The organism is Serratia sp. KG1D, from assembly GCF_037150675.1.
Lineage (GTDB): Bacteria > Pseudomonadota > Gammaproteobacteria > Enterobacterales > Enterobacteriaceae > Serratia > Serratia nematodiphila.
This window is the reverse complement of record NZ_JBAGIH010000001.1, coordinates 1230409-1252014: the sequence shown is the minus strand read 5'-3', so window position 1 is coordinate 1252014 and position 21606 is coordinate 1230409. Positions and strand designations below refer to the sequence as shown.

The 21606-nt window shown below is 61.8% G+C and carries 19 protein-coding genes and 1 pseudogene; 10 read left to right on the top strand and 10 right to left on the bottom strand.

Features of this window, described 5'->3' with window-relative positions; translation table 11 throughout:
* Nucleotides 1-29: 29 nt before the first annotated feature.
* Nucleotides 30-182, bottom strand: a complete 153-nt coding sequence (locus WFM45_RS06140) for a hypothetical protein (RefSeq protein ID WP_004931524.1) — start codon at nucleotides 180-182, stop codon at nucleotides 30-32.
* A 157-nt stretch (nucleotides 183-339) separates the two neighbouring features.
* Here WFM45_RS06140 and WFM45_RS06135 point away from each other — a divergent pair, with 157 nt between their 5' ends.
* Entirely contained in the window at nucleotides 340-549 is a 210-nt protein-coding gene (locus WFM45_RS06135; RefSeq protein ID WP_004931526.1) for a hypothetical protein, read from the top strand.
* A 147-nt stretch (nucleotides 550-696) separates the two neighbouring features.
* On the opposite strand, the gene WFM45_RS06130 is transcribed toward WFM45_RS06135, so the two are convergent.
* The gene (locus tag WFM45_RS06130; RefSeq protein WP_048323102.1) at nucleotides 697-2115 is read right to left on the bottom strand and encodes a serralysin family metalloprotease; all 1419 of its coding nucleotides are present in this window, start codon (nucleotides 2113-2115) and stop codon (nucleotides 697-699) included.
* Nucleotides 2116-2448: 333 nt separating this feature from the next.
* Complete coding sequence (locus WFM45_RS06125; protein ID WP_336954910.1) at nucleotides 2449-3792, bottom strand: 2-hydroxycarboxylate transporter family protein; 1344 nt, start codon at nucleotides 3790-3792, stop codon at nucleotides 2449-2451.
* Nucleotides 3793-4224: 432 nt separating this feature from the next.
* On the opposite strand from WFM45_RS06125, the gene pckA reads away from it, so the two are divergent.
* Complete coding sequence (gene pckA, locus WFM45_RS06120) at nucleotides 4225-5844, top strand: phosphoenolpyruvate carboxykinase (ATP) (protein WP_082997701.1); 1620 nt, start codon at nucleotides 4225-4227, stop codon at nucleotides 5842-5844.
* 64 nt (nucleotides 5845-5908) lie between these two features.
* On the opposite strand, the gene WFM45_RS06115 is transcribed toward pckA, so the two are convergent.
* The 3 genes and pseudogenes from WFM45_RS06115 to WFM45_RS06105 form a co-directional block, all read right to left on the bottom strand.
* The gene (locus WFM45_RS06115; protein WP_172575152.1) at nucleotides 5909-6943 is read right to left on the bottom strand and encodes an alcohol dehydrogenase catalytic domain-containing protein; all 1035 of its coding nucleotides are present in this window, start codon (nucleotides 6941-6943) and stop codon (nucleotides 5909-5911) included.
* Between the two features lie 155 nt (nucleotides 6944-7098).
* Complete coding sequence (locus WFM45_RS06110) at nucleotides 7099-8010, bottom strand: LysR family transcriptional regulator (RefSeq protein WP_172574660.1); 912 nt, start codon at nucleotides 8008-8010, stop codon at nucleotides 7099-7101.
* Nucleotides 8011-8070: 60 nt separating this feature from the next.
* Nucleotides 8071-8202 (bottom strand): annotated as a pseudogene (locus WFM45_RS06105) (TetR/AcrR family transcriptional regulator); the annotation flags it as partial.
* Between the two features lie 137 nt (nucleotides 8203-8339).
* Between WFM45_RS06105 and WFM45_RS06100 the strand changes: the two are divergent.
* Nucleotides 8340-8726 (top strand): GFA family protein, encoded by a 387-nt coding sequence (locus tag WFM45_RS06100; RefSeq protein WP_336954909.1) that lies wholly within the window; start codon nucleotides 8340-8342, stop codon nucleotides 8724-8726.
* Between the two features lie 90 nt (nucleotides 8727-8816).
* Nucleotides 8817-10121, top strand: coding sequence for an MFS transporter (locus WFM45_RS06095; protein ID WP_336954908.1), 1305 nt, complete (start codon nucleotides 8817-8819; stop codon nucleotides 10119-10121).
* 28 nt (nucleotides 10122-10149) lie between these two features.
* Here WFM45_RS06095 and WFM45_RS06090 read toward each other — a convergent pair whose 3' ends face one another.
* Nucleotides 10150-11361, bottom strand: a complete 1212-nt coding sequence (locus WFM45_RS06090; RefSeq protein WP_085337006.1) for an MFS transporter — start codon at nucleotides 11359-11361, stop codon at nucleotides 10150-10152.
* 107 nt (nucleotides 11362-11468) lie between these two features.
* Between WFM45_RS06090 and WFM45_RS06085 the strand changes: the two genes are divergently transcribed.
* The 3 genes from WFM45_RS06085 to WFM45_RS06075 all read left to right on the top strand — a co-directional run bounded on the left by WFM45_RS06085 (nucleotide 11469) and on the right by WFM45_RS06075 (nucleotide 15270).
* Nucleotides 11469-12410 (top strand): LysR family transcriptional regulator, encoded by a 942-nt coding sequence (locus WFM45_RS06085; RefSeq protein ID WP_033633250.1) that lies wholly within the window; start codon nucleotides 11469-11471, stop codon nucleotides 12408-12410.
* Between the two features lie 161 nt (nucleotides 12411-12571).
* Nucleotides 12572-13831 (top strand): MFS transporter, encoded by a 1260-nt coding sequence (locus WFM45_RS06080; protein WP_048323090.1) that lies wholly within the window; start codon nucleotides 12572-12574, stop codon nucleotides 13829-13831.
* A complete protein-coding gene (locus WFM45_RS06075; RefSeq protein ID WP_336954907.1) occupies nucleotides 13828-15270 on the top strand; it encodes a glycoside hydrolase family 32 protein in 1443 nt (480 codons plus the stop codon). Before WFM45_RS06080 ends, WFM45_RS06075 begins: the two co-directional genes overlap by 4 nt.
* A 41-nt stretch (nucleotides 15271-15311) precedes the next feature.
* Here WFM45_RS06075 and WFM45_RS06070 read toward each other — a convergent pair whose 3' ends face one another.
* From WFM45_RS06070 to WFM45_RS06060, 3 genes are all read right to left on the bottom strand, one after another.
* A complete protein-coding gene (locus tag WFM45_RS06070; protein WP_336954906.1) occupies nucleotides 15312-16313 on the bottom strand; it encodes a LacI family DNA-binding transcriptional regulator in 1002 nt (333 codons plus the stop codon).
* Nucleotides 16314-16382: 69 nt separating this feature from the next.
* The gene (locus WFM45_RS06065) at nucleotides 16383-16946 is read right to left on the bottom strand and encodes a HutD/Ves family protein (RefSeq protein WP_048323086.1); all 564 of its coding nucleotides are present in this window, start codon (nucleotides 16944-16946) and stop codon (nucleotides 16383-16385) included.
* Nucleotides 16946-18316 carry a formimidoylglutamate deiminase gene (locus WFM45_RS06060; RefSeq protein ID WP_103085641.1) on the bottom strand — a complete coding sequence of 457 codons (1371 nt, stop codon included), beginning with the start codon at nucleotides 18314-18316 and terminating at the stop codon, nucleotides 16946-16948. Before WFM45_RS06060 ends, WFM45_RS06065 begins: the two co-directional genes overlap by 1 nt.
* Nucleotides 18317-18496: 180 nt before the next feature.
* Between WFM45_RS06060 and hutC the strand changes: the two genes are divergently transcribed.
* From hutC to hutG, 3 genes are all read left to right on the top strand, one after another.
* Nucleotides 18497-19252: a histidine utilization repressor gene (gene hutC, locus WFM45_RS06055; protein ID WP_033633256.1), complete on the top strand. Its 756-nt coding sequence runs from the start codon at nucleotides 18497-18499 to the stop codon at nucleotides 19250-19252.
* A gap of 157 nt (nucleotides 19253-19409) precedes the next feature.
* Nucleotides 19410-20633, top strand: a complete 1224-nt coding sequence (gene hutI, locus WFM45_RS06050; RefSeq protein ID WP_336954905.1) for an imidazolonepropionase — start codon at nucleotides 19410-19412, stop codon at nucleotides 20631-20633.
* Nucleotides 20630-21433 carry an N-formylglutamate deformylase gene (hutG, locus tag WFM45_RS06045; RefSeq protein WP_033633258.1) on the top strand — a complete coding sequence of 268 codons (804 nt, stop codon included), beginning with the start codon at nucleotides 20630-20632 and terminating at the stop codon, nucleotides 21431-21433. Before hutI ends, hutG begins: the two co-directional genes overlap by 4 nt.
* Nucleotides 21434-21606 lie beyond the last annotated feature (173 nt).

Here is a 21606-nt window from a genome sequence, read left to right as displayed (position 1 = left end):
AAATGACGCCGGCAACGCCGGCGCCCTGTTCACCGCCGCCGTGGCGCGGTCGGCTCCAGCAACTCCCGCAAATAGGCCAAACGCGCCTCCCCCTGAAGCAACCAGCGGCGACACAGCCAATGCTGCGTTTCACCCGTGCGGCTCAGGCGGTAGTACTCCGCCAAGGTTTCGACCCAGTTCATGATGTTTTCTCCTGCTTTTCGACACCGCAAGTATTGAGCGTAAAAACCAGAAGAAATACTGATGGCTTGTTTTTTATATTTCCTGTTTTATGTGGCGGGTAGCGAAGCCGCAGCTCAGCTGCTACATTGGGCAAAAATCAACCAGCCGAGGTAGACCATGACGTTCTCGGAACAGGAGATTAAACCCGTATGGGATGAGGTCGCACGCCTGATCGGCGACGGCGTGATGCAGCTGCGTCATCGCGGCGAAGCGCTGTCGGTGGAAACGCTGGAAAAACATCTGGCGCGGCAGCTGGCGGACAGCAACGATATCGAACGGCGCATCCTGCTCGGCGCCGCCATCAACATGCTGAAAGGCGGAAAATGAATCGCCAACCGAAGAAGGTTGGCGATCCGACAGAAGCCCGAGGTATGCAAGCCCGGCCTTCTGCGCGCTACTATGTCACGCTAATATGACGTAATTAATAGGAATTGTCGGGTTTTTGCCCAAAGTGCCCTATTTTTGTTGCCTGCATCAGGCCAGCACGAAATCACCCGCATCCAGCGGCTGTCCCACCACTTTCACCAGGAAATCGCTGCCGTCAAAGGCGCCGCCCAGGTTGATCGCCACGTCACTGACGTGATTTTGCGCATCGTAGCTCAGCGTCGCCTCGCCCGCCTTGCCGCTGAACTGATCGACGAAGCGAATGCCGTCGGCGCTGCCGGTGTTGAACAGCGTCAGATCGATCTTGTCCTCGCCGCGCACGAAGTCGCGGATCCAATCCGGCGCCGCCGCCGTTGACTCTTGCGCCGCGAAATAGACGAAGGTGTCCTTGCCGGCGCCTCCCCACAGCTGATCCGCCCCCTTACCGCCGTACAGCACGTCATCGCCCGCGCCGCCCTTGAGCACGTTATCGGCGGCGTTGCCCACCAGCACATCGTTACCCGACCCGCCGATGGCGTTTTCAATCGTTACGCCGGCAGCGATAGACACGTTGCCTTTCAGGCCGCCGACGTCCGAGAACGCCTTTTCATTCAGGTTGATGCGCTGATTCTGGCCAAAGCCGGAGAAATCGAAGGTGTCGTTGCCGCCGGCGTCCCAGGCGGTGAAGATTATTTTGTCCTGCGCGCCGGTGGCGGTGAGGAAGTCGCGATCGGTGTTGGAATTGAAACCGTAAACCGTATCGCCGGTGCGGGTGGTCATGTTGGCGCCGTAGAAATGCTGGATCGCCGTGATGTCGTTGAGCAACGGCCCGGAAGAGTACGCGCCTTTAAAGTCCTGCCCGGTGTTGCTTTCGCTGAAATAGCTCATCAGGCTGTGCGCGCGGCTGTCCTCAAAGTAGGTCGCGTCTTTAGCGTAGGTGATGCTGACGCCCGGTGCGGCGTTATAGTCGCCCGGGTGCTGCAGCCCCAACGCATGGCCGATTTCATGGGTGAAGGTCTGGCGACCGTACTCGTTCTCATGGATCTGGTTGTTGACGAAGGTGTGGTTCTTGGCGTTATACCAGGTCTGCCCGGCGACCGAAGGCGAGGTGTCCGGGTTATACGCGAAGGCATAGGAGCCGCGCGAGCTGTAGTCGAACAGGCCGAATTTGATGTTGGCGGCGGCGGTGTTGCTGGTTTCGGTGAAGGTGATGTTAGCCACGTCTGACCATGACTGCAGCGACAGTTTAGCCTGCTCGCGCTGTTCGGCGTTAAAGCTGCTGAAGCCGCTGATGCTCATGCTCGACATGTTGCCCGGCGCCTTTTCCCAGAAGCTGTAGGTCAAAGAGACCGGCGTGTCGGTCACGCCCTTGTCGTGCCAACTGCGATCGCCGCGCACCAGCTCCAGGCCGGCGTTTTCGAACGTTTTCGACGGATGAAGCACGGTAATGGTGTCGTCTTCATCGGGTTTATAAGCGCCCAGCAGGGCTAATACGCCTTCGGCCTTAACGGAAGCATTGCTTGATGACATAACCTTATCTCCATATTCGTCAATTCAATCGGGGGGATGCCCCAACTGGCGGATTGCCTGAACGGCAGCGGCCCGGTGTTGAATCAATACGGGGATATCGGTAATGCGATGGCGCCTTCCCTCGGCACTCTGAATGAGAACGATAATCCCTTAAGAGAAAAGAATAGACACATTTTCACCGATTACAGAATTTTCTTAGATAAAGTACGGCTATGCATTTGCGCCACACGAATGATTTTCAAGGCAATAATCAGCACTATCACGATAAGCGAAAAAAAATGCATAAAAAAACCGGGGCAATCCAACCCCGGTTATCCATAAGATACTCTGGACTCAGACTAACCAACCAAGCAGCAGCGTCGCGCCGATGACCGTGGAAGCGCCGCCGATGCGCGTGGCGATTTGGGCGAACGGCATCAGCCCCATGCGGTTCGACGCCGACAGGATCGCCACGTCACCGGTGCCGCCCAGGCCACTGTGACAACAGGTGACAATCGCCGCTTCCACCGGAAACATCTTCAGGTAAGGCGCAATCAGAAAACTGACCAGCCCCATCGACAGCACTACCGAGCCGCAGACCACCACATAACCGACCGAGAACACCGCCACCACGCTTTCCAGCGGCACGTACAGCATGCCCAGACCGATCATCAGCGGCCACACCAGCGCGGTGGAGACGAACTTGTAGAAACTGTGCGCGCCGGTTTCCATCGAAGCCGGGATCACCCGGCAGTACTTGCACAGCACCGCGAACAGGATCATCAGCACCGGGCCGGGAATATGCACGATGTGTTCGAACAGGCCGCCGACGATAAAGAAGGCGCAGATCACCAGCAGCCCGCCGCCCATCAGTTGGAAATCGACGTTGCCGCCTTGCTCCTTGATGGCGAACATCGCGTTCTCCTGCGCCGAACGGATCAGCATGCCGTCGCCGCTCAGCGCCTTGCGCTGCATGCCGATGCGCGCCAGCACCCCGGCGGTCACGATGGCGAAGATGTTGCCCAGCACCGCCGCCGGCGCCAGCTGCGCGACATAGACGTCCGGCGTCGAGCCCAGGATCGCCGAATAGGCCAGCGACAGCGGTAAAATCCCCTCGCCGATGCCGCCGCCGATGATCGGCACGATGATAAAGAAGAAGGTGTGATAGAAGGTAAAGCCGAACAGCTTGCCCACCAGCAGCCCGGTGATCACCGCCGTGATCGTGCCCACCACCAGCGGCACGAACATGCGAATCATCCCCTGGATCAGGATCACCCGGTTCATGCCGAGAATGCTGCCGACCACCAGACTGGCGATGACGAAATAGAGCAGGTTGGCGTCTTTCATCAGCAGATGGACGGTGCCCATGACGTTAGGCTGGAAGACATTGAAATAGACCAGCACCGACGGCACCATCAAACACAGAATGGCCGGCCCGCCGATATCGCGCAGCACGGGAATACTTTTTCCCAACTGCGCCAGCGCGAAACCCAGCGTCATTATCACCGCCAGGCCGCCGATCATATTCTTCGGCAGGAAGTTGACGTAGGCGGAAATCGCTACGATCGCGCAAATCGTGATAAACAAGGCGATCGGTACCGCGCCGATATCCATTTGACGAAGTTGATTAATTAACCCTGAGGATTCGGACGATGCCGTATTTTTATCACAGGCCAGTTCTGCATTTATCTGTTTCATTATTCACCCTGCTGACAAGCGTACAGTACGGTTAGATTCACCTGGCGCAAAAACTCTGACATAGCCAAGCAAAAACAAATGATTACGAAAAATCCTATTGTGGAGTTCGCTTTTTCTAATAAGAAATAAAAAAGTAGACAGCCCTGACAATATGATAAAAAATAAAAATGCAAAACTAAATTACGCCGGCGAAATTCAATATTGTGACCCTCCGCCAAGGTTGGTTTTAATTAATTATCGTCAGCATTTTGTAATTAAAGTAAGCAGGCTTAAATTCGCTGCTATGCTATAGGAGGGCGAAAAAGCCCCCTGTTTTATTAATAAAGAACCGGAAACGCATTAGCTGAATCCGGTCAGCTTGATCCGAATCTCAATCCTGCGCGCGGCACCGCACGGGAAAGAGGCATAATATGACTCATAAGGAAGTAGAATATGTCTTCACGCGCTGTTACCCCACAAACCCTCGCTCGCTACGGCATCCATCAGGCCGCCGACATCGTCTATAACCCCAGTTATGAATTGCTGTTCGCCGAAGAGACCCGCGCCGACCTGCCGCCGCTGGAGCGCGGCACCCTCACCCAACTGGGCGCGGTCAACGTCGCGACCGGTGAATTTACCGGCCGTTCGCCGAAGGACAAATACATCGTGCGCGACGACACCACGCGCGATACCGTCTGGTGGTCGGACAACGGCACCGGCAAGAACGACAACCAGCCGCTCTCGCCGGAAGTCTGGCAGCATCTGAAGACGCTGGTGGGCAATCAGCTCTCCGGCAAGCGTCTGTTCGTGGTGGACGCGTTCTGCGGCGCCAACGCCGACACGCGTCTGAAAGTGCGCTTCATCACCGAGGTGGCCTGGCAGGCGCACTTCGTGAAAAACATGTTTATCCGCCCGAGCGACGAAGAGCTGGCTGACTTCGAGCCGGACTTCGTGGTGATGAACGGCGCCAAATGCACCAACCCGGACTGGCAGCAGCAAGGGCTGCACTCAGAAAACTTCGTCGCTTTCAACCTGACCGAGCGCATGCAGCTGATCGGCGGCACCTGGTATGGCGGCGAAATGAAGAAAGGCCTGTTCTCGATCATGAACTATCTGCTGCCGCTGCAGGGCATCGCGTCGATGCACTGCTCGGCCAACGTCGGCGAGCAAGGCGACGTGGCGGTATTCTTCGGCCTGTCCGGCACCGGCAAAACCACCCTCTCCACCGATCCTAAGCGTCAGCTGATCGGCGATGACGAGCACGGCTGGGATGACGACGGCGTGTTCAACTTCGAAGGCGGCTGCTACGCCAAAACCATCAAGCTATCGCCGCAGGCGGAGCCGGAAATCTATCAGGCGATCCGCCGCGATGCGCTGCTCGAAAACGTCACCGTGCTGGCCGACGGCAGCATCGACTTCGACGACGCCAGCAAAACCGAGAACACCCGCGTCTCTTACCCGATTTATCACATCGAGAACATCGTCAAGCCGGTGTCCAAAGCCGGCCACGCGCGCAAAATCATCTTCCTGACCGCCGACGCCTTCGGCGTGCTGCCGCCGGTATCGCGCCTGACGCCGGAGCAGACCCAATACCACTTCCTGTCCGGCTTCACCGCCAAGCTGGCCGGCACCGAACGCGGCATCACCGCGCCGACGCCGACCTTCTCCGCCTGCTTCGGCGCCGCGTTCCTGACGCTGCACCCGACGCAGTACGCCGAAGTGCTGGTGAAGCGCATGGAGGCCGCCGGCGCCCAGGCTTACCTGGTGAACACCGGCTGGAACGGCAGCGGCAAACGCATCTCGATCAAAGATACCCGCGGCATCATCGACGCCATCTTGAATGGCGACATTGAGCAGGCCGAGACCTTCACGCTGCCGATCTTCGGGCTGAACGTGCCGACCGCACTGCCGGGCGTCGATCCGTCGATCCTCGATCCGCGCAAAACCTACGCCGACGAATCGCTGTGGCAGGAGAAGGCGCAGGATCTGGCGCAGCGCTTTATCGACAACTTCGCCAAATATACCGTCACCCCGGCGGGCGAAAAGTTGGTGAAGGCCGGGCCTAAGCTGTAAAGCAACCAGGGCGCCGCAGCGCCCTTCATACCTGTCTGCAAGGGCCGAACCCTCGGCCCTTTTTTCACGCCGCCGACGGCACGAAAACGCCGCGAAAACGCATGTTGCCAGAGGCAAGCCGCTCATAAGCCTCCGTGGCTTGATCCAGCGTGAAAGTCTCGACCATCGGCTTCACTTTGCCTTTCGCCGCCAGGTTCAGCACCTCACTCAGGTAGCGCTGCCCGCCGTGGGTCGATCCGATCACCCGCTGACGCATCATATGGAACGGCACACCTTCGGAAGAGATCGCGAACGGTTTACTGAAGTCCAGCCCGCACAGCACCACGCGGCCATCGACCCGCAAGCCGCTCATCGCCTCCTGCGCGGCGTCGAAGTCATTGGTGGTCACCAGCAGAATGTCCGCGCCGCCGTTCTCCCGCAGCGCCTGGCCGGAGGCGACGATGCGATCGGCGCCCAGTTGCTTCGCCAGCGCGTGCTTGTCCGGCGAATGGGTGATGGCAACGGTATCGAAACCGCAGGCTTTCGACAGTTGCAACGCGACGTGCCCCAGCCCGCCAATGCCTAACACCGCCACCGTCTCATGCGGCAGCGGCGCCGCGTCGCGCAGGCCGCTCCAGGTGGTATACCCCGCACACATCATCGGCGCGGCGTCGATGTAAGACAGCCCGTCCGGCAGCAACACCGTGCCTTCAGCGGCGATGGCGATATACTCGGCGTGGCCGCCCTGGGCGGCAAAACCGGTGGTGCGCGGCGCCGGGCAGTTCATCGCCGTTTGCCCGGTTAGCGGCCGATTCTCGCGGCAGTACGGGCAGCGTCCGCAGGCCGATTGCACCCAGGTGGTGCCGACGCGATCGCCAATCTGCCGCGTATGCACGCCGGCCCCCACCTCAACCACTTCCCCCACCACTTCATGGCCGGGCGTTTGCGGATAAATATCGCCGCCATATCCTTGCGTCGCCCATACGTCGGTATAACACATGCCCGAGGCGTGCACTTTGACCAGGACCTGCCCCGGTTCCGCCCGGGGCATCGGTACCTGTCTGATTTCCCAGGGCCGATTGGCGCCGGTCATAACCACCGCTTTCATCTTCTTTTCCATCATCAACTCCTCGCAGCAGGGTGGCGCCCGGCGGTTGCCCGGCGTCTCCTCATGAGCGTAAGGCAGGCTCCACGCCGCAACAATGCAGGCGAACCTCACTGTGGAGATGAAGGCGGTTCACTAATTGGCGTAGCCAAAAGCAGAACGCGAACGCATCAGGACTGCGCCGCGCGCAGATACTCGATCAACGCCTTCAGCGCGCCCGACACGTGGCGATGGCCGGAGTAGTAGAGGCACAGCCCCGGATAAGCCGGACACCACGCGTCCAGCGCGCGCTCCAGGCGCCCGTCGAGCAGCGCTTCCAGCGCCAAATGCTCAGGAACGAAAGCGATGCCGATACCGTCGATGGCGGCGTCCACCATCAGAGGCTGATCGGTCAGCGTCAGCGAGCCGGTAACGCCGATCGACTCGCTCACGCCATCGCGTTCGAATTCCCAGCGGTAAATCGTGCCGCTGTCGAAGCGAAAACGGATGCAGTTATGGCGCAGCAAATCCTGCGGCGTCGCCGGGCGCCCATGGACGGCGAAATAGCCGGGCGCGGCGATGGCGGCGAAACGTACGGGCGGGCTGACGCGCATCGCGATCATGTCCTGCGGTACGGCTTCCGCCAGCCGAATGCCGGCATCAAACCCCTCGGCGACGATATCGCTCAGCTTGCCGTCGCAGACGATGTCCAGATGGATATGGGGGTACTCGCGCAGGAAATCGGCCAGCAACGGACGCAATACCAGCCTGACTGCCCCTTCGCTGGCGTTGATGCGCACGGTGCCGCTCGGCGTGGCGCGCCATTCATCCACTTCGTGCAGCGCCTGCGAAATAGACGACAGCGCCGGGCGCAGCTGCGCCGCCAAACGCTCACCCGCTTCGGTCGGCGCCACGCTGCGCGTGGTGCGGTTGAACAACCTCACCCCAAGCCGCTGTTCCAGGTTTTTTATCGAGTGGCTGACCGCCGACGGCGTCACCTCCAGCTCCACCGCCGCCGCGTGAAAGCTGCGATGGGTGGCGACGGCCAGAAAAACGGTCAAGGCGAACAGATCGCCCTGTTTGAACGGGTAAGCAGCATTCATGGGGGCATCGCAAAATAGTGACATAAATTGAACAATTAACATGCCACAGATGAATGCGGCTCACAATGCGGCGCAATCCGCGTTTTCGCCGCGCAGCAATCCCGGCATCACCAGCGCCACCGCCGCCGCGATGCGTTCGTCGATCGCGCTGCCCGGCGGCAGCAGCCCCAACGTCATCTGGCGCAGTTCCTGCCGTCGCTGTACTACGCCGAAAATGGCCGTGAGCCAGCGCCGTTGCTCTGGTAATCGCCCTGTGGAGGCCTGTTATTTTTTCGCGATATGGCTATAGTGATTTTCATCGTTTCCCCCGCGCTGATGACGGAGAAATCATGCAAAATCCACGCTATAGCGGCGGCTGCCTGTGCGGGCATATTCGCTTTCAGGCACACGCCCTGCCAGGCAACCCGCACAGCTGTTCCTGCGATTTTTGCCGCCGCCACTCCGGCGCGCCAACGCTGTGTTGGGTCGAATTCCCGCGTCAGGCCGTCGAGTGGAACGGCCCTGGCGGCATGCCCGCGCTGTACCGCTCCTCCCTCTACTCCAGCCGTGCCTTTTGCCCGCGCTGCGGCAGCACGCTGGGAGCGGTAGACGACGAACCGACGGTGGCGCTGGCCACCGGCAGCTTCGACCACGCCGATCTGCTGGAGCTGAGCCCGGTATCGCACGCTTTCACCGATGTGTGCCCCGGATGGTGGCGCATCGACGGCATGCGCTGAGCGCCTCACAGTTCCAGCTGAAATCAATTGATTGTTTTGTCGTATAAATTTAGAACAGATGAACAATAATTCAAAAGTATGGGAACGGGGATGACTCAACAGACTCTCGACGCGCGCCGCTCGCGTCAGGCGTTGCTGGCAGGCTCGGTCGGCAACTTTATCGAATGGTATGAGTTCGGGGTATACGGTTTTCTGGCCACCGTCATCGCCGCCAATTTTTTCACCCTGCAGGGTGAAAATGAAATCACCAGCCTGATCCTCACCTACGCCGCCTTTGCGCTGGCGTTTTTCTGCCGACCGATCGGCGCGGTGATCTTCGGCCGCATCGGCGATCGCATCGGCCGCCGGCCGACGCTGATTGCGGTTCTGCTGCTGATGACGCTGGCCACCGCGCTGATCGGCGTCATGCCGACCTACGCCTCGATCGGCGTCGCCGCCCCGCTGCTGCTGACGCTGCTGCGCATGTTTCAGGGGTTGTTCGCCGGCGGCGAATTCGGCGGCGCGGTATCACTGATGACCGAGTTTGCTCCCAAGGGCAAGCGCGGGCTGTTCGGCGCCTGGCAATCGCTGACCGTCGCGCTCGGCCTGCTGGCCGGGGCCGGACTGGTGGCGCTGCTGGCCGCGCTGCTCAGCGCACAGCAGTTGCATGACTGGGGCTGGCGTATTCCCTTCCTGCTGGCGCTGCCGATGGGCGCCGTGGCGCTGTGGCTGCGGCTCAAGCTCGAGGAAACGCCCACGTTCACCCAGGCGCAGCAACGTGCGGAACACGCCGCCCCACCGCCGGAAGCGAAGCTGGGCGGCGTGGTGAAAACCATTCTGATCGGCATCGGCCGCATGATGGGTTGGTCGGCCGCCGGTTATACCTTCCTGGTGGTGATGCCTTCCTATTTGCAAACCTCGCTGCACGCCACCTTCCAACAGGCGCTGGTGGCGACGGTGCTGGCCAACGTCGGTTTCGCCCTGACCATTCTGCCGGCGGGCATCATCAGCGACAGGCTGGGACGAAAAACGGTGATGCTGACGGCGGTGACGGCGGTGATCCTGTTCACCTTTCCGCTGCTGCACCTGTTGCAGGATGCGCAAAGTTCACTGTGGGTCAAAGGGCTGGCGGTGATGATCGCCGGCGCCGTGGTCGGCCTGCTGGCCGGTCCCGGCCCGGCGATGCTGGCGGAGATGTTCCCGACCCGGGTGCGTTATACCGGTTTGGGGCTGGCTTACTCACTTTCCAATGCGGTGTTTTCCGGCTCTGCCGGATTGATTATCACCGGCCTCATCAAACAGACCGGCAATATCGATATTCCCGCCTACTACGTGGTCGCCACGTCGGTGGTCAGCCTGTTTGCGCTGATGACGCTGCGCCGTGACGATCACCTGCGTTCGCTGAACGAACGTTAATCTCGCTACAGGGGGCGACGCCGCCCCCTCAGCGCGCCGCGGCGCGGCGTTCGGCGCTGAAGCCGCGCTTTGCACTGCCCCAGGCAATGCTCCACCCCACCAGCAACAGGGAAAAAACCATCCAGGGGATGGCGTTAGCGCCGACGTTTGCCAGCAGAATTCCGCCCAACGCGCCGCTGACGGCAAAAGCCAGATTAAAGAAAGTGACCAGCAGCGACTGGGCGAGATCGGCATGCTCACCCGCTGCATCCGCCAGTGATGTCTGCAACAGCGTCGGCGCACCGCCGAAACTCAATCCCCATGCCGCCATGCCAACGTAAACCGCCCCGACTGGCAAACCGTTCACGCCAAACGCCAGCGCCACCAACGCGAAGGCCGCCAGGCTGAACAGCACCAGCGCACGCAGCCAGCGATCCACCCATAAGCCGGTCAGCGCAATGCCCGCAACGGCGGCGATGCCGAACGCCAACAGCGCCAAATCCACCCTGGCCGCCAGGCCGCGCGCGGCAAGATAGGGCGCAAGATAGGTATACAGCGTGTAATGAGCCAGGATCCAACACGCCAATACGGCAAGGATAGGCCGCACGCCGGGAAGACAGAAAACCTCACGCAAACGCGCATTGCCTGGCGTTCGGCGACCGTAAAATTCGGGCAGCGTCAGCCGGATCCACACTAGCAGCAACGCGCTCAAGCTCGCCAGCACGGCAAAAATCCAGCGCCAATCCAACAGTTCGCCAAGCCAGGCGCTCATCGGTACGCCCAACGCCAACGCCAGCGGGATCCCCAGCATGGCGATCGCCATCGCCCGCCCTTGCAATGAGACGATGGCCAGACGGCGCGCGTAACCCGCGAGCAGACTCCACGTCACCCCGGTAGCGATGCCGACCAAAAAGCGCGCCCCCAGCGTCACGCCAAAACAGGGTGACAACGCCGTCACCGCGTTGCAGATCAAAAAGATGCCGATCGCCAACAGCAGCAGTCGGCGACGCGGCCACCCGCCCAGCGCCAACGTCAGCGGGATCGCCGCCGCCCCGGCGCCCAGCGCGCACAACGTCACCATTTGCCCCGCCCACGCCTCGCTGATGCTCATGCCTCGGGCTATCTGCGGCAGCATGCCGGCCGGCACAGTCTCATTAGCGGTCGCGATGAAGCTGCTCATCGTCAGCGCCAGCAATGCTTTCAGCGGCGGCAGCGCGCCATGCGCATTATCGCTATCGGTGGAAACAGAGTGAACATTCATTACCAACAACTCCCATGGTCAATTGCAGAGTCATCAGCGTCTCACCTTGCATACGGATTGATAATTAGCCTACCATTTGAATTATTTTCAAATCCAGATTGATAAAAATGGCAACGGACAGACTGGGCGACATGCGTTTATTTGCCGAAGCGGCGGCATCGGGCAGCCTTTCTGCCGCCGGCCGCAAACTCGGCCTTTCCCCCGCCGCCGCCAGCGCGCGGTTGTTCAAGCTGGAAGCGGCGCTGCACAGTAAACTCTTCGATCGCACCACTCGCCGCCTGCGTCTCACTGAAGAAGGGCGCATTTATCTGCAACACTGCACCCTCGCGTTGCAGGCGATTGCCGACGGCGAGGCGGCTCTGCAGGCCAGCCAAAGCGGCGTGTGCGGTAAACTTCGCCTCTCGGCCTCCGCCGATTTCGGGCGCAACCTTCTCAATCAGTGGATTGAAGAATTTTGCGCCGAACACCCCCGGCTGCAGATCGCGCTGACACTGTCGGACTCCCTATCCAACCTGCTGCAGGACGATCTGGATATCGCCATTCGTTTCGGCGCGCCGCGCGAAGAAACGCTCATCGCGCGGCGCCTGGCCGCCAGCCGACGCGTGCTGTGCGCCTCTCCGGCGTATCTGGCGCAATATGGCGAGCCGCGCACGCCGGCCGATCTCACCGGCCATCGTTTTATCGTACTGGTGACCGCAGCCGGCCCGCTGAATACGTTCCATTTCTCCCTGGACGGCCAGGCCTGGAGCCACACGGTGCCGCTGGAGAGCGCCTGGGAGACCAATGACGGCGCGCTGGCGCGCCAGTGGGCTTTAGCGGGGCACGGCATCGCGCGTAAAACCATCTGGGATGCGGCGGACGATATCCGCCGCGGGCGTCTGAAAGTCATTCTTCCCGACTTCACCCCGCATGAAGCCGGGATCTACGCCGTGTTTCGCCGCTCGCCCTATCAGCCGCCGCGCGTGCGCCTGCTGTTGGATTTCTTGATCGCCCGCTTTGCGGCCGCCAGCCAATCGCCGCCGTTTCATGTCCCCCCGCAGGATGAGTAACCACGCTCGTTAATCCGCGTCTCTGCGTGAGAAACATCACAAATCAATAATGTTAACGTTAACCTTTGTGATTAACATCGCATGTGTGATATCGGACAGCTTCATCCCTTCGCGAGTTAACGTTAACAATAAAGCTGATTTCACTCACCGGGACCTTATCCATGAACCGCGAAACGAAAAAATATTACGTGCTGCTCAGCGGCCTGCTGTTCTTCTTTTTCTTCACCTGGTCTTCCAGCTTTTCACTGATCTCACTCTGGCTGAATCAGAAGATCGGCCTGAAAGGCGCCGAGACCGGCCTGATCTTCTCCGCTATCTCGCTGGTGGCGCTGTGCGCACAGCCGCTGTACGGCTTTATTCAGGACAAACTTGGGCTGCGCAAGCACCTGCTGCAGTTTCTCGGCGTGATGCTGCTGCTGACCGGCCCGTTCTTTATCTACGTTTACGCCCCGCTGCTGGCGAGCAGCCTGCCGCTGGGTGCGTTGGTCGGCGGGCTGTTCATCGGTGCCACTTTCTTCGCCGGCATCGGCGCGCTGGAATCTTATACCGAGCGCGTCAGCCGCATCAGCGGTTTCGAATTCGGCCGCGCCCGCATGTGGGGCTCGCTCGGCTGGGCCAGCGCCACCTTTCTGGCCGGTTTTATCTTCAATATCGATCCGAACATCAATTTCTGGCTGGCCTCCGCCGCCGCCGTGGTGTTTCTGTTGCTGCTCAGCCAGGTGCGCGAGCTGAAGCCGAACGCCATGGCCGGCCTGGCGTTCGGCAAACCGGAGAACCTGCGGCTGCAGGACGCGCTGGCGCTGCTGCGCATGCCGGGCTTCTGGGCGTTGGTGGTGTTTGTGCTCGGCATCAGCGTATACAACGTTTTCGATCAACAATTTTCGGTCTACTTCGCCTCACAGTTCGCGTCACGCGAACAGGGCAACGAGATGTACGGTTTTCTCAACTCGCTGCAGGTCTTCCTCGAAGCCGGCGGTATGTTTCTGGCTCCGCTGCTGGTGAACCGCATCGGCGCCAAGCAGGGGCTGTTGCTGGCGGGCAGCGTGATGGCGCTGCGCATGTTCGGCTCCGGCTTGGTCAGCGGCGCCTTGATGATCTCCGCCATGAAACTGCTGCACGCCGTAGAGTTGCCGATCCTGCTGATCGCTATCTTCAAATACATCGCCAGCCGCTTCGACAGCCGCCTCTCCTCCACGCTGTACCTGGTGGGCTTTCAGTTCATCACCCAGGTGATGGCCAGCTTCCTGTCGCCGCTGGCGGGCTACGGTTATGACCGCATCGGCTTTGCCGACACCTATCTGCTGATGGGCTGTGCGGTCGCCGCCACGACGCTTGTTTCCTGTTTCCTGCTGCGCGGCGAACGTTCCGCCACGGCAGCGCCCTTTCCATCCGCCATTAAATCAAGTGAGTCTGTCCAATGAACACTGCCTTAGCTCAAGCCGACCATGCGGTCGAGGCCCTGCGCGCAGAGCGCCGAGATGATTACTACCCGCAGTTCCATCTCGCGCCGCCCGCCGGCTGGATCAACGATCCCAACGGCCTGATCTGTATTGACGGCGTCTATCATGCGTTCTTCCAGCATCACCCCTATAACGAACACTGGGGGCCCATGCACTGGGGGCACGCGACCAGCCGCGATCTGATCCGCTGGCAGCACCAGCCCATCGCCCTGGCACCCGATGCGCCCTATGACCAAGACGGTTGCTTTTCCGGCTGCGCCGTGGATGACAACGGCGTGCTGACGCTGATTTACACCGGCCACGTGTGGCTGGGCGAGCCCGGCGACGACAGCCAGGTGCGGGAAGTGCAATGTCTGGCCACCAGCGAAGACGGCATACGCTTCGTCAAGCACGGGCCGGTGCTGGCCCCACCGGACGGCATTCAGCATTTCCGCGATCCGAAAGTCTGGCGCGAGAACGGCGAATGGTGGCTGGTGGTCGGCGCTAAAGAAAACGGCCTGGGCCAGGTACGCCTGTACCGTTCTGCAGACCTGCGCGCCTGGCGCTTCGATCGGGTGCTGGCCGGCGCGCAAACGGCGCATCAAGGGTATATGTGGGAATGCCCGGATTTCTTCCCGCTGGGGGAACAACACCTGCTGCTGTTCTCGCCGCAGGGCCTGGCGGCGCAGGGCTACCGCTACCGCAATCGCTTCCAGAGCGGCTATCTGCTCGGCCACTGGCGACCTGACAGCGACTTCAGGGTGACCCAACCCTTCTGCGAGCTGGATGCCGGCCACGATTTCTATGCGCCGCAGACCTTCACCGCCGCCGACGGCCGTCGGCTGCTGTTTGCCTGGATGGATATGTGGGAATCACCGATGCCCAGCAAAGCGCACCGTTGGGCCGGCGCCCTCACCCTGCCGCGTGAGCTGACGCTGGCCGCCGACGGCAGCGTTCGCATGAACCCGGCGCGTGAACTGGCGGCGCTGCGCCGAGCGTCGCACTCGTTTTTGGCGCAGACGCTGACCAATCAGCATTTGCCGCTGGCGAACGATGTGCAGGAACTCACTCTGACATTGAGACCGGCCGACAACGACGCCGAGCGTTACGGGCTGGCCATCGGGAGTGCGGCACGGCTGTTCGTCGATAATCAGGCGCACCGACTGGTACTGGAACGTTTTCATGAAAACCCCGCCCTGAGCACCTGCCGCAGCGTGCCGCTGCCGGAGGGTGACATCCTGTCTCTGCGGATCTTTATCGACCGTTCATCGCTGGAGATTTTCGTTAATCAGGGATTGGCCTGCCTGACCAGCCGCATTTATCCGACGGAGGGGGATCGCCGCCTCAGCCTGTTTGCCGAGGGCGGACGGGCTGAGTTCGAGCCCATCACAGGATGGCGGCTGGCTAGCATCTGGGGGTAGTGGAAATGAGCACCGGGCGCGCAGCGACGCACCCGGTGCGGTTACAGCGAACCACGCTCCAACAGCGGGCAAGGCACTTTCACCGTATCACGCTGTTCCCGCTGCTCGATCACATGCAGCGCCGCAAGGCGGCCCAGCTCGTAGTGCGGCAATTGCACCGTCGTCAACGCCGGCAGGAACAGCTCGCCGATGCCAACCATGTTGTCGTAGCCCAGCACCGCCACCTGTTGCGGTATCCGCCATCCTTGCGCCAGCAATACCTGATACACCAGAAAGGCTATCCGATCGTTCCCGCATACCACGACATCGCAATCGCGCCGGCCGGCAGAGAAATGCCGCGCCAGCAGCGCGACGCAGCCGCGATAGCCTTGATCGCCGCCGCTCAGATCGAGATGATACTGCCGCAGCTGTTCAACATCGCGCCCAGCTTCGCGCCAGGCGCGCTCCAGACCGCGGCGGCGCAGCCCCGCCGCCAGCGTATCCGCCGGTAAATGTATGCACAGCGGCGTACGATAGCCTTTGGCGATCAGCGTGCGCATCGCGTCATACTGCCCTTGCTCGTCATCAGGAATGTAGCTGGTGATCGCATGCGCCGGGCTGACGCAGTTGGCCAGCACCAGCCTTTTGTCCAACAGTTTGGCCGGCACATCCACCTGACGCAGCCCCATGGTGGTGAAGATCACGCCGTCCGGGCGATGCGCCAGCAGCAGATCGACGGTCTGTTCGGCGTTGTCGTCGGCAAACAGATTGACGACGAAGCTGTTCCAGCCGTGCTCGCGAGCGGTTTTTTCAATCGACAGGATCATGTCCACCGAGAACGGCGTCGTGGCGGTGTCCAGCGCCAGCACGCCGAGCGTCTGTACGCGATTTCCGTCACCACGAATACGCCGCGCCGACAGATCCGGCACATAGTCCAACTGGTCGATAGCCTGTTTGACGCGCCGATAGGTTTCCGGCCGCAGCTTGCCGGGCTCATTGATGGCGCGGGACACCGTCATCAACGAGACTCCGGCAAGTTTTGCGACGTCTTTCAGCGAAGCCATGCGCCCTTCTTTATGATTAATGAGGAAAAGTGAATAATCCCATAACCAGGCGCAGGACTCTACTCCGCGTTAGCAGGCTGTGATGTCCGCCCACAGAATAGCGCCGTCGGCCGTCAGCGGCTTCACCTCGCCGCTCACCGCCTGCGCCGCCCACCAGACGCCCTCGCGCGCGCTCAGTTCGCCGCCCCCCGGCAGCGACCAGACCCCGCTCAGCACATACAGCACGCCTGCCCGGTTGGGTAGCAGGGTGACGGGCGCCGTGCTGCGCCGCACCTCGGCCGCCTGCCGGCCGCGGCGCGTCATGATGTTGAAATCCTGACTGGCGCCGCCCAGCAGCGTCGCTTCCAGCGCCACGTCGCCGGAAAACGCGAACGGCTCCCCGACGCGCGCCAACTGATGGTCGATATGCCCAGCGCTGAACAGCCGCACGCCGTCGCCTTCCAGCAGGGTGATCGAACGATCGATGCCAGCAAAGGCGGAAAACGGCCCGTCCTGCGCGATGGTGGCGATGCTGGCGCGCCAGTCAAAATCCTGCGCGCCCGGCGGCCAGCTGACGATTTCGCGGGTTTCCCCACCGCCGTTGCGCCACGGGCTGACCGGCAGCGCGGCGAAGTTAAAACGGGTCAGGCTCATTACGCCTCCTGCTGAAAGGTTTTCAGCACCTGCAGGAACTCGGCGCTGCTCTGCTGCTGCAGCGCGTGCCGTCCCTGCTCGATCACCTGCCGGCCGCCGACGAATACGTCGCGAATTTGCTCTTTGCCGCCGGCGAACAGCCAGCGGTTAAGGATCGAGGCGTCCGGCGCCGCCGCCAGATACGGATCGTCGCCGTCCAGCACCAGCCAGTCGGCGCGATAGCCGCTCTGCAGCCGACCGATCGGCGCGCCGCACGCCTGCGCGCCGCCCTGCAGCGCCTGCGAGTACAGCACATCCCCCACCGCCGACTGTTCCGGCGTCGTCAGGCGATTGCGACGCTGATCGCGCAGCCGCTGGCCGTATTCAAACCAGCGCAGCTCTTCCACCACGTCGAGCGAAACGTGGCTGTCGGAACCGATGCCCCAGCGCCCCTGCTGCTGCAGGTACGCGTCGCCGGGGAAAATACCGTCGCCGAGGTTGGCTTCGGTGGTCAGACACAGGCCGGCCACCGCGCGGCTGCGCGCCAGCGCTTCCAGCTCGTCGCGATTCAGATGGGTGGCGTGCACCAGACACCAGCGCTGATCCACCGGCAGATGGTCATACAGCCAGGCCACCGGGCGCTGCCCGCTCCACGCCAGGCAATCGTTCACCTCTTTTTGCTGCTCGGCGATATGAATATGCACCGGCAAGGTGCGATCCGACGCGGCCAAAATCTGCTGCATCTGCCCTAGCTCCACCGCACGCAGCGAGTGGAAGCACAGCCCCTGATTCTGCAACGGACGATCCGCCAGCTGGCGGGCAATCACCTGCTGCTGGTGCAGATAGCTTTCAGTGTCCTGGATAAAACGTTTCTGCCCCGGCTGGGCCGGCTGCGCGCCGAAACCGGCGTAGCTGTACAGCACCGGCAGCATCGTCATGCCGATGCCGGCCTGATGTGCCGCCTCGCTGAGCCGGCCGGTCATCTCACCGCGATCGGCGTAGGGCTTGCCGTCGGCGTCGTGATGCAGGTAGTGGAATTCGGCCACCTGGGTGTATCCGCCCTTGAGCATTTCGATATACAGTTGACGGGCGACCACCTCCACCTGCTCCGGCGTCAGACGCTGCACCAGGCGGTACATCAGATCGCGCCAGGTCCAGAAACTGTCCTGCGGGTTGCCCGCCACTTCCGCCAGCCCCGCCATCGCGCGCTGGAAAGCGTGGGAGTGCAGGTTAGGCATGCCCGGCACCGCGTCGCCGTGCAGCCGGGTGCAGCCTTGCGGTTCAGCGTCGGCGGTAACTTGAGTCAGGTAACCTTGCGCATCGACGTCCAGCCGGACGTTATGCGCCCAGCCCTCAGGGAGCAAAGCGCGTGGGGCAAAATAAGCAGGCATGGCAGTATTCCACGGTTGATGTAACGGTGAATGAGGCGCGGCGATGGCGCGCATTCAGGAATTTTTGGCGGCCGCCGGCAAGTTTCTGGCGCGACGGCCACTAGTTGTATATACATATACATACGCCGACATCAACAGTAAACTGGTGTTATTATTTTTTTATTTGACGAGGTTAACGTCGTGGCTGAACAACAGACCGTGTTACAACTGGCGGCTGCAATGAGCGATGCCCCCGCCCCGATCTACCAACGGGTCAAACAGGCGATCGTGAATCAAATCCGTGCGGGGCATTGGCAACCGCACCAGCGCGTGCCCTCCGAAAGTGAACTGGTGGCGGAACTGGGCGTCAGCCGCATGACCATCAACCGCGCGCTGCGCGAGCTGACCAGCGAAGGTTTTTTGATCCGCATGCAGGGCGTCGGCACCTTCGTCGCCGAAGCCAAGGCGCATACCGCACTGCTGGAAGTGCACAACATCGCCGATGAGATCGCCGCGCGCGGTCATCGCCACGGCAGTAAAATCCTCGAGCTGAAGGCCCGCCCGGCCAGCGAGGAAGAAGCGACGGCGCTGGGCATTCAGCCCGGCCAACGGCTGTTCTACTCCCAGATCGTGCATTACGAAAACGACGTGCCGGTGCAGGTGGAAGACCGCTGCGTCAACCCGCTGGTGGCGCCGGATTACCTGAAGCAGGATTTCGACCGCGTCACCCCTTACACCTACCTGACGCAGGCCGCGCCGCTGACCGCCGGCGAACACATCGTCGAAGCGGTGATCCCCACCCGGCGCGAGCGCGAGCTGCTGCAGCTGGAGGACCACGAACCCGGCCTGCTGATCCATCGCCGCACCTGGTCCGGCAAAACCGTGGTCACCTCGGCGCGGTTGCTGTACCCCGGCAGCCGCTATCAGCTGTTCGGCCGCTTCACCAGCGAAGTCTGAACCCCGGCGGGCGCGCCCTGCGCCCGCATCTCCGCTGTCGATCACATCCTGATAACAAAATCTCGCCCGCCTCTTGTGACATCCCGGTGAATGCGTTAGGTTGTTTTTAATTGTATATACAACCATGTGGGAGCTGCGGCTCCGGCGGAGGAAAGCAATGACGTCTGAGATCCACTGTGACAGCCTGTGGCACGGCGCCGATATCGTCACCATGCGCGACGGTAAATATCACACCCTGACCGACGGCGCGATCGCCGTACGCGACGGCAAGATTGTCTGGATTGGCGAACATGCGGCGCTGCCGCCCGATCTTATCGCGGACGAAACGGTGAAATTCGACGGCGGCATCATCACCCCCGGCTTTGTTGACTGCCACACGCACCTGGTGTTCGGCGGCAACCGCAGCGGCGAGTTCGAACAGCGGCTGAACGGCGTAAGCTACGCCGACATCGCCGCGCAGGGCGGCGGCATCATCTCCACCGTGAAAGCCACCCGCGAGGCCGACGAAGCGTTGCTGCTGGAGCAGGCGCTGTTCCGCCTGCGGCCGCTGCTGGCGGAAGGCATCACCTGCGTGGAGATCAAATCCGGCTATGGCCTCAGCCCGGAGAGCGAACTGAAAATGCTGCGGGTGGCGCGCAAGTTGGGCGAGCTGCTGCCGGTCGAGGTGAAAACCACCTGTCTGGCGGCCCATGCGCTGCCGCCGGAATACGCCAACCGCGCCGACGACTACATCAATCTGGTCTGTGACACCATCATCCCGCAGGCGGCGGCCGCCGGTCTGGCGGATGCGGTCGACGCCTTCTGCGAGCATCTGGCGTTCTCACCGGCGCAGGTGGAGCGCGTCTTCGCCGCCGCCGAAGCCGCCGGTCTGCCGGTCAAACTGCACGCCGAACAGCTCTCCGCCCTCGGCGGCAGCACGCTGGCGGCGCGCCATCACGCGCTCTCCGCCGACCATCTCGAATACGCTACCGAGCAAGACGCCCGCGCCATGGGCGACGCCGGCACCGTGGCGGTGCTGCTGCCGGGCGCTTACTACCTGCTGCGTGAAACCCAATGCCCGCCGGTAGCGCTGTTCCGCAAACACCACGTGGCGATGGCGATCGCCAGCGACGCCAACCCCGGCACGTCGCCGGCACTGTCGCTGCGCCTGATGATCAACATGGCCTGCACGCTGTTCCGCCTGACGCCGGAAGAAGCGCTCGCGGGCGTCACCACTCACGCCGCCAAAGCGCTGGGGCTGCAGCACAGCCACGGCACGCTGGAAACCGGCAAGGTGGCGGACTTCGTTCACTGGCCGCTGTCGCGGCCGGCGGAACTGGCTTATTGGTTGGGCGGCCAGCTGCCCTGTACGGTGATTTTCCGAGGAGAAGTACGTCAATGACCATTCGCGATCCTTTTAGCTTCCAGACCGGCAGCCTGCCGCTGCTGATCAGCATCCCACACGCCGGCACACAACTGACGCCGGCGGTCGAGGCCGGGCTGACCGACGATGCACGTCCGCTGCCCGATACCGACTGGCACATTCCGCAGCTGTACGACTTCGCCCGGGCGATGGGCGCCAGCGTACTGGTCGGCAACTATTCGCGCTTCGTCATCGATTTGAACCGCCCGGCGGACGACAAGCCGCTGTACACCACCGCCACCACCGGTCTGTATCCCGACGTGCTGTTCGACGGCCGCCCAAGCTTCCTGCCGGGCAAAGCGCCGACGGACGAAGAACGCGCCGTCTACCTGCAGCAAATTTGGCAACCTTATCATCAGCAGTTGCAGAACGAACTGGCGCGCCTCAAAGCGCGCCACGGCTATGCGCTGCTGTTCGACGCGCACTCGATCGCCTCGGTGATCCCGCGGCTGTTCGACGGCCAGCTGCCGGATCTCAATCTCGGCACCAACGGCGGTGAAAGCTGCGCCCAGGCGCTGAGCGATCGGCTGGTCGCCTGCTGCGAGCAGCAACAGCAGTACACCCACGTGCTGAATGGCCGCTTCAAGGGCGGTTATATCACCCGCGCCTATGGTCAACCGCAGCAGCAACAGCATGCGATCCAGCTCGAACTGGCGCAGGTCAACTACATGTCCGAACAGTATCCTTTCGCGTTCGAGCCCCAGCGCGCCGCCTCGCTGCAGCGCCTGCTCAAGCAGATGATTGAAAGCCTGTTGGACGGTGCCGCCAGACTGAATTGAACCCCCTTTATAGGCGCCGCCGGGCGCCTGTTTTTCTCCTGCCTCTAACCGCAACGCCAGCAGCAATCTGCGCGCTATATCAAAGTTTCGCGTGATTCCCCGCTAACTGGTCCAAACAGCGCACAAAACGGCGGCCGACGAAAAACGCACTGCGCCACAATCAGCCCAAAAGC

Coding starts and splice junctions, on each gene's coding strand:
- WFM45_RS06140 (WP_004931524.1), bottom strand. CDS start 182: ATGAACTGGGTCGAAACCTTGGCGGAGTACTACCGCCTGAGCCGCACG.
- WFM45_RS06135 (WP_004931526.1), top strand. CDS start 340: ATGACGTTCTCGGAACAGGAGATTAAACCCGTATGGGATGAGGTCGCA.
- WFM45_RS06130 (WP_048323102.1), bottom strand. CDS start 2,115: ATGTCATCAAGCAATGCTTCCGTTAAGGCCGAAGGCGTATTAGCCCTG.
- WFM45_RS06125 (WP_336954910.1), bottom strand. CDS start 3,792: ATGAAACAGATAAATGCAGAACTGGCCTGTGATAAAAATACGGCATCG.
- pckA (WP_082997701.1), top strand. CDS start 4,225: ATGTCTTCACGCGCTGTTACCCCACAAACCCTCGCTCGCTACGGCATC.
- WFM45_RS06115 (WP_172575152.1), bottom strand. CDS start 6,943: ATGGAAAAGAAGATGAAAGCGGTGGTTATGACCGGCGCCAATCGGCCC.
- WFM45_RS06110 (WP_172574660.1), bottom strand. CDS start 8,010: ATGAATGCTGCTTACCCGTTCAAACAGGGCGATCTGTTCGCCTTGACC.
- WFM45_RS06100 (WP_336954909.1), top strand. CDS start 8,340: ATGCAAAATCCACGCTATAGCGGCGGCTGCCTGTGCGGGCATATTCGC.
- WFM45_RS06095 (WP_336954908.1), top strand. CDS start 8,817: ATGACTCAACAGACTCTCGACGCGCGCCGCTCGCGTCAGGCGTTGCTG.
- WFM45_RS06090 (WP_085337006.1), bottom strand. CDS start 11,361: ATGAATGTTCACTCTGTTTCCACCGATAGCGATAATGCGCATGGCGCG.
- WFM45_RS06085 (WP_033633250.1), top strand. CDS start 11,469: ATGGCAACGGACAGACTGGGCGACATGCGTTTATTTGCCGAAGCGGCG.
- WFM45_RS06080 (WP_048323090.1), top strand. CDS start 12,572: ATGAACCGCGAAACGAAAAAATATTACGTGCTGCTCAGCGGCCTGCTG.
- WFM45_RS06075 (WP_336954907.1), top strand. CDS start 13,828: ATGAACACTGCCTTAGCTCAAGCCGACCATGCGGTCGAGGCCCTGCGC.
- WFM45_RS06070 (WP_336954906.1), bottom strand. CDS start 16,313: ATGGCTTCGCTGAAAGACGTCGCAAAACTTGCCGGAGTCTCGTTGATG.
- WFM45_RS06065 (WP_048323086.1), bottom strand. CDS start 16,946: ATGAGCCTGACCCGTTTTAACTTCGCCGCGCTGCCGGTCAGCCCGTGG.
- WFM45_RS06060 (WP_103085641.1), bottom strand. CDS start 18,316: ATGCCTGCTTATTTTGCCCCACGCGCTTTGCTCCCTGAGGGCTGGGCG.
- hutI (WP_336954905.1), top strand. CDS start 19,410: ATGACGTCTGAGATCCACTGTGACAGCCTGTGGCACGGCGCCGATATC.
- hutG (WP_033633258.1), top strand. CDS start 20,630: ATGACCATTCGCGATCCTTTTAGCTTCCAGACCGGCAGCCTGCCGCTG.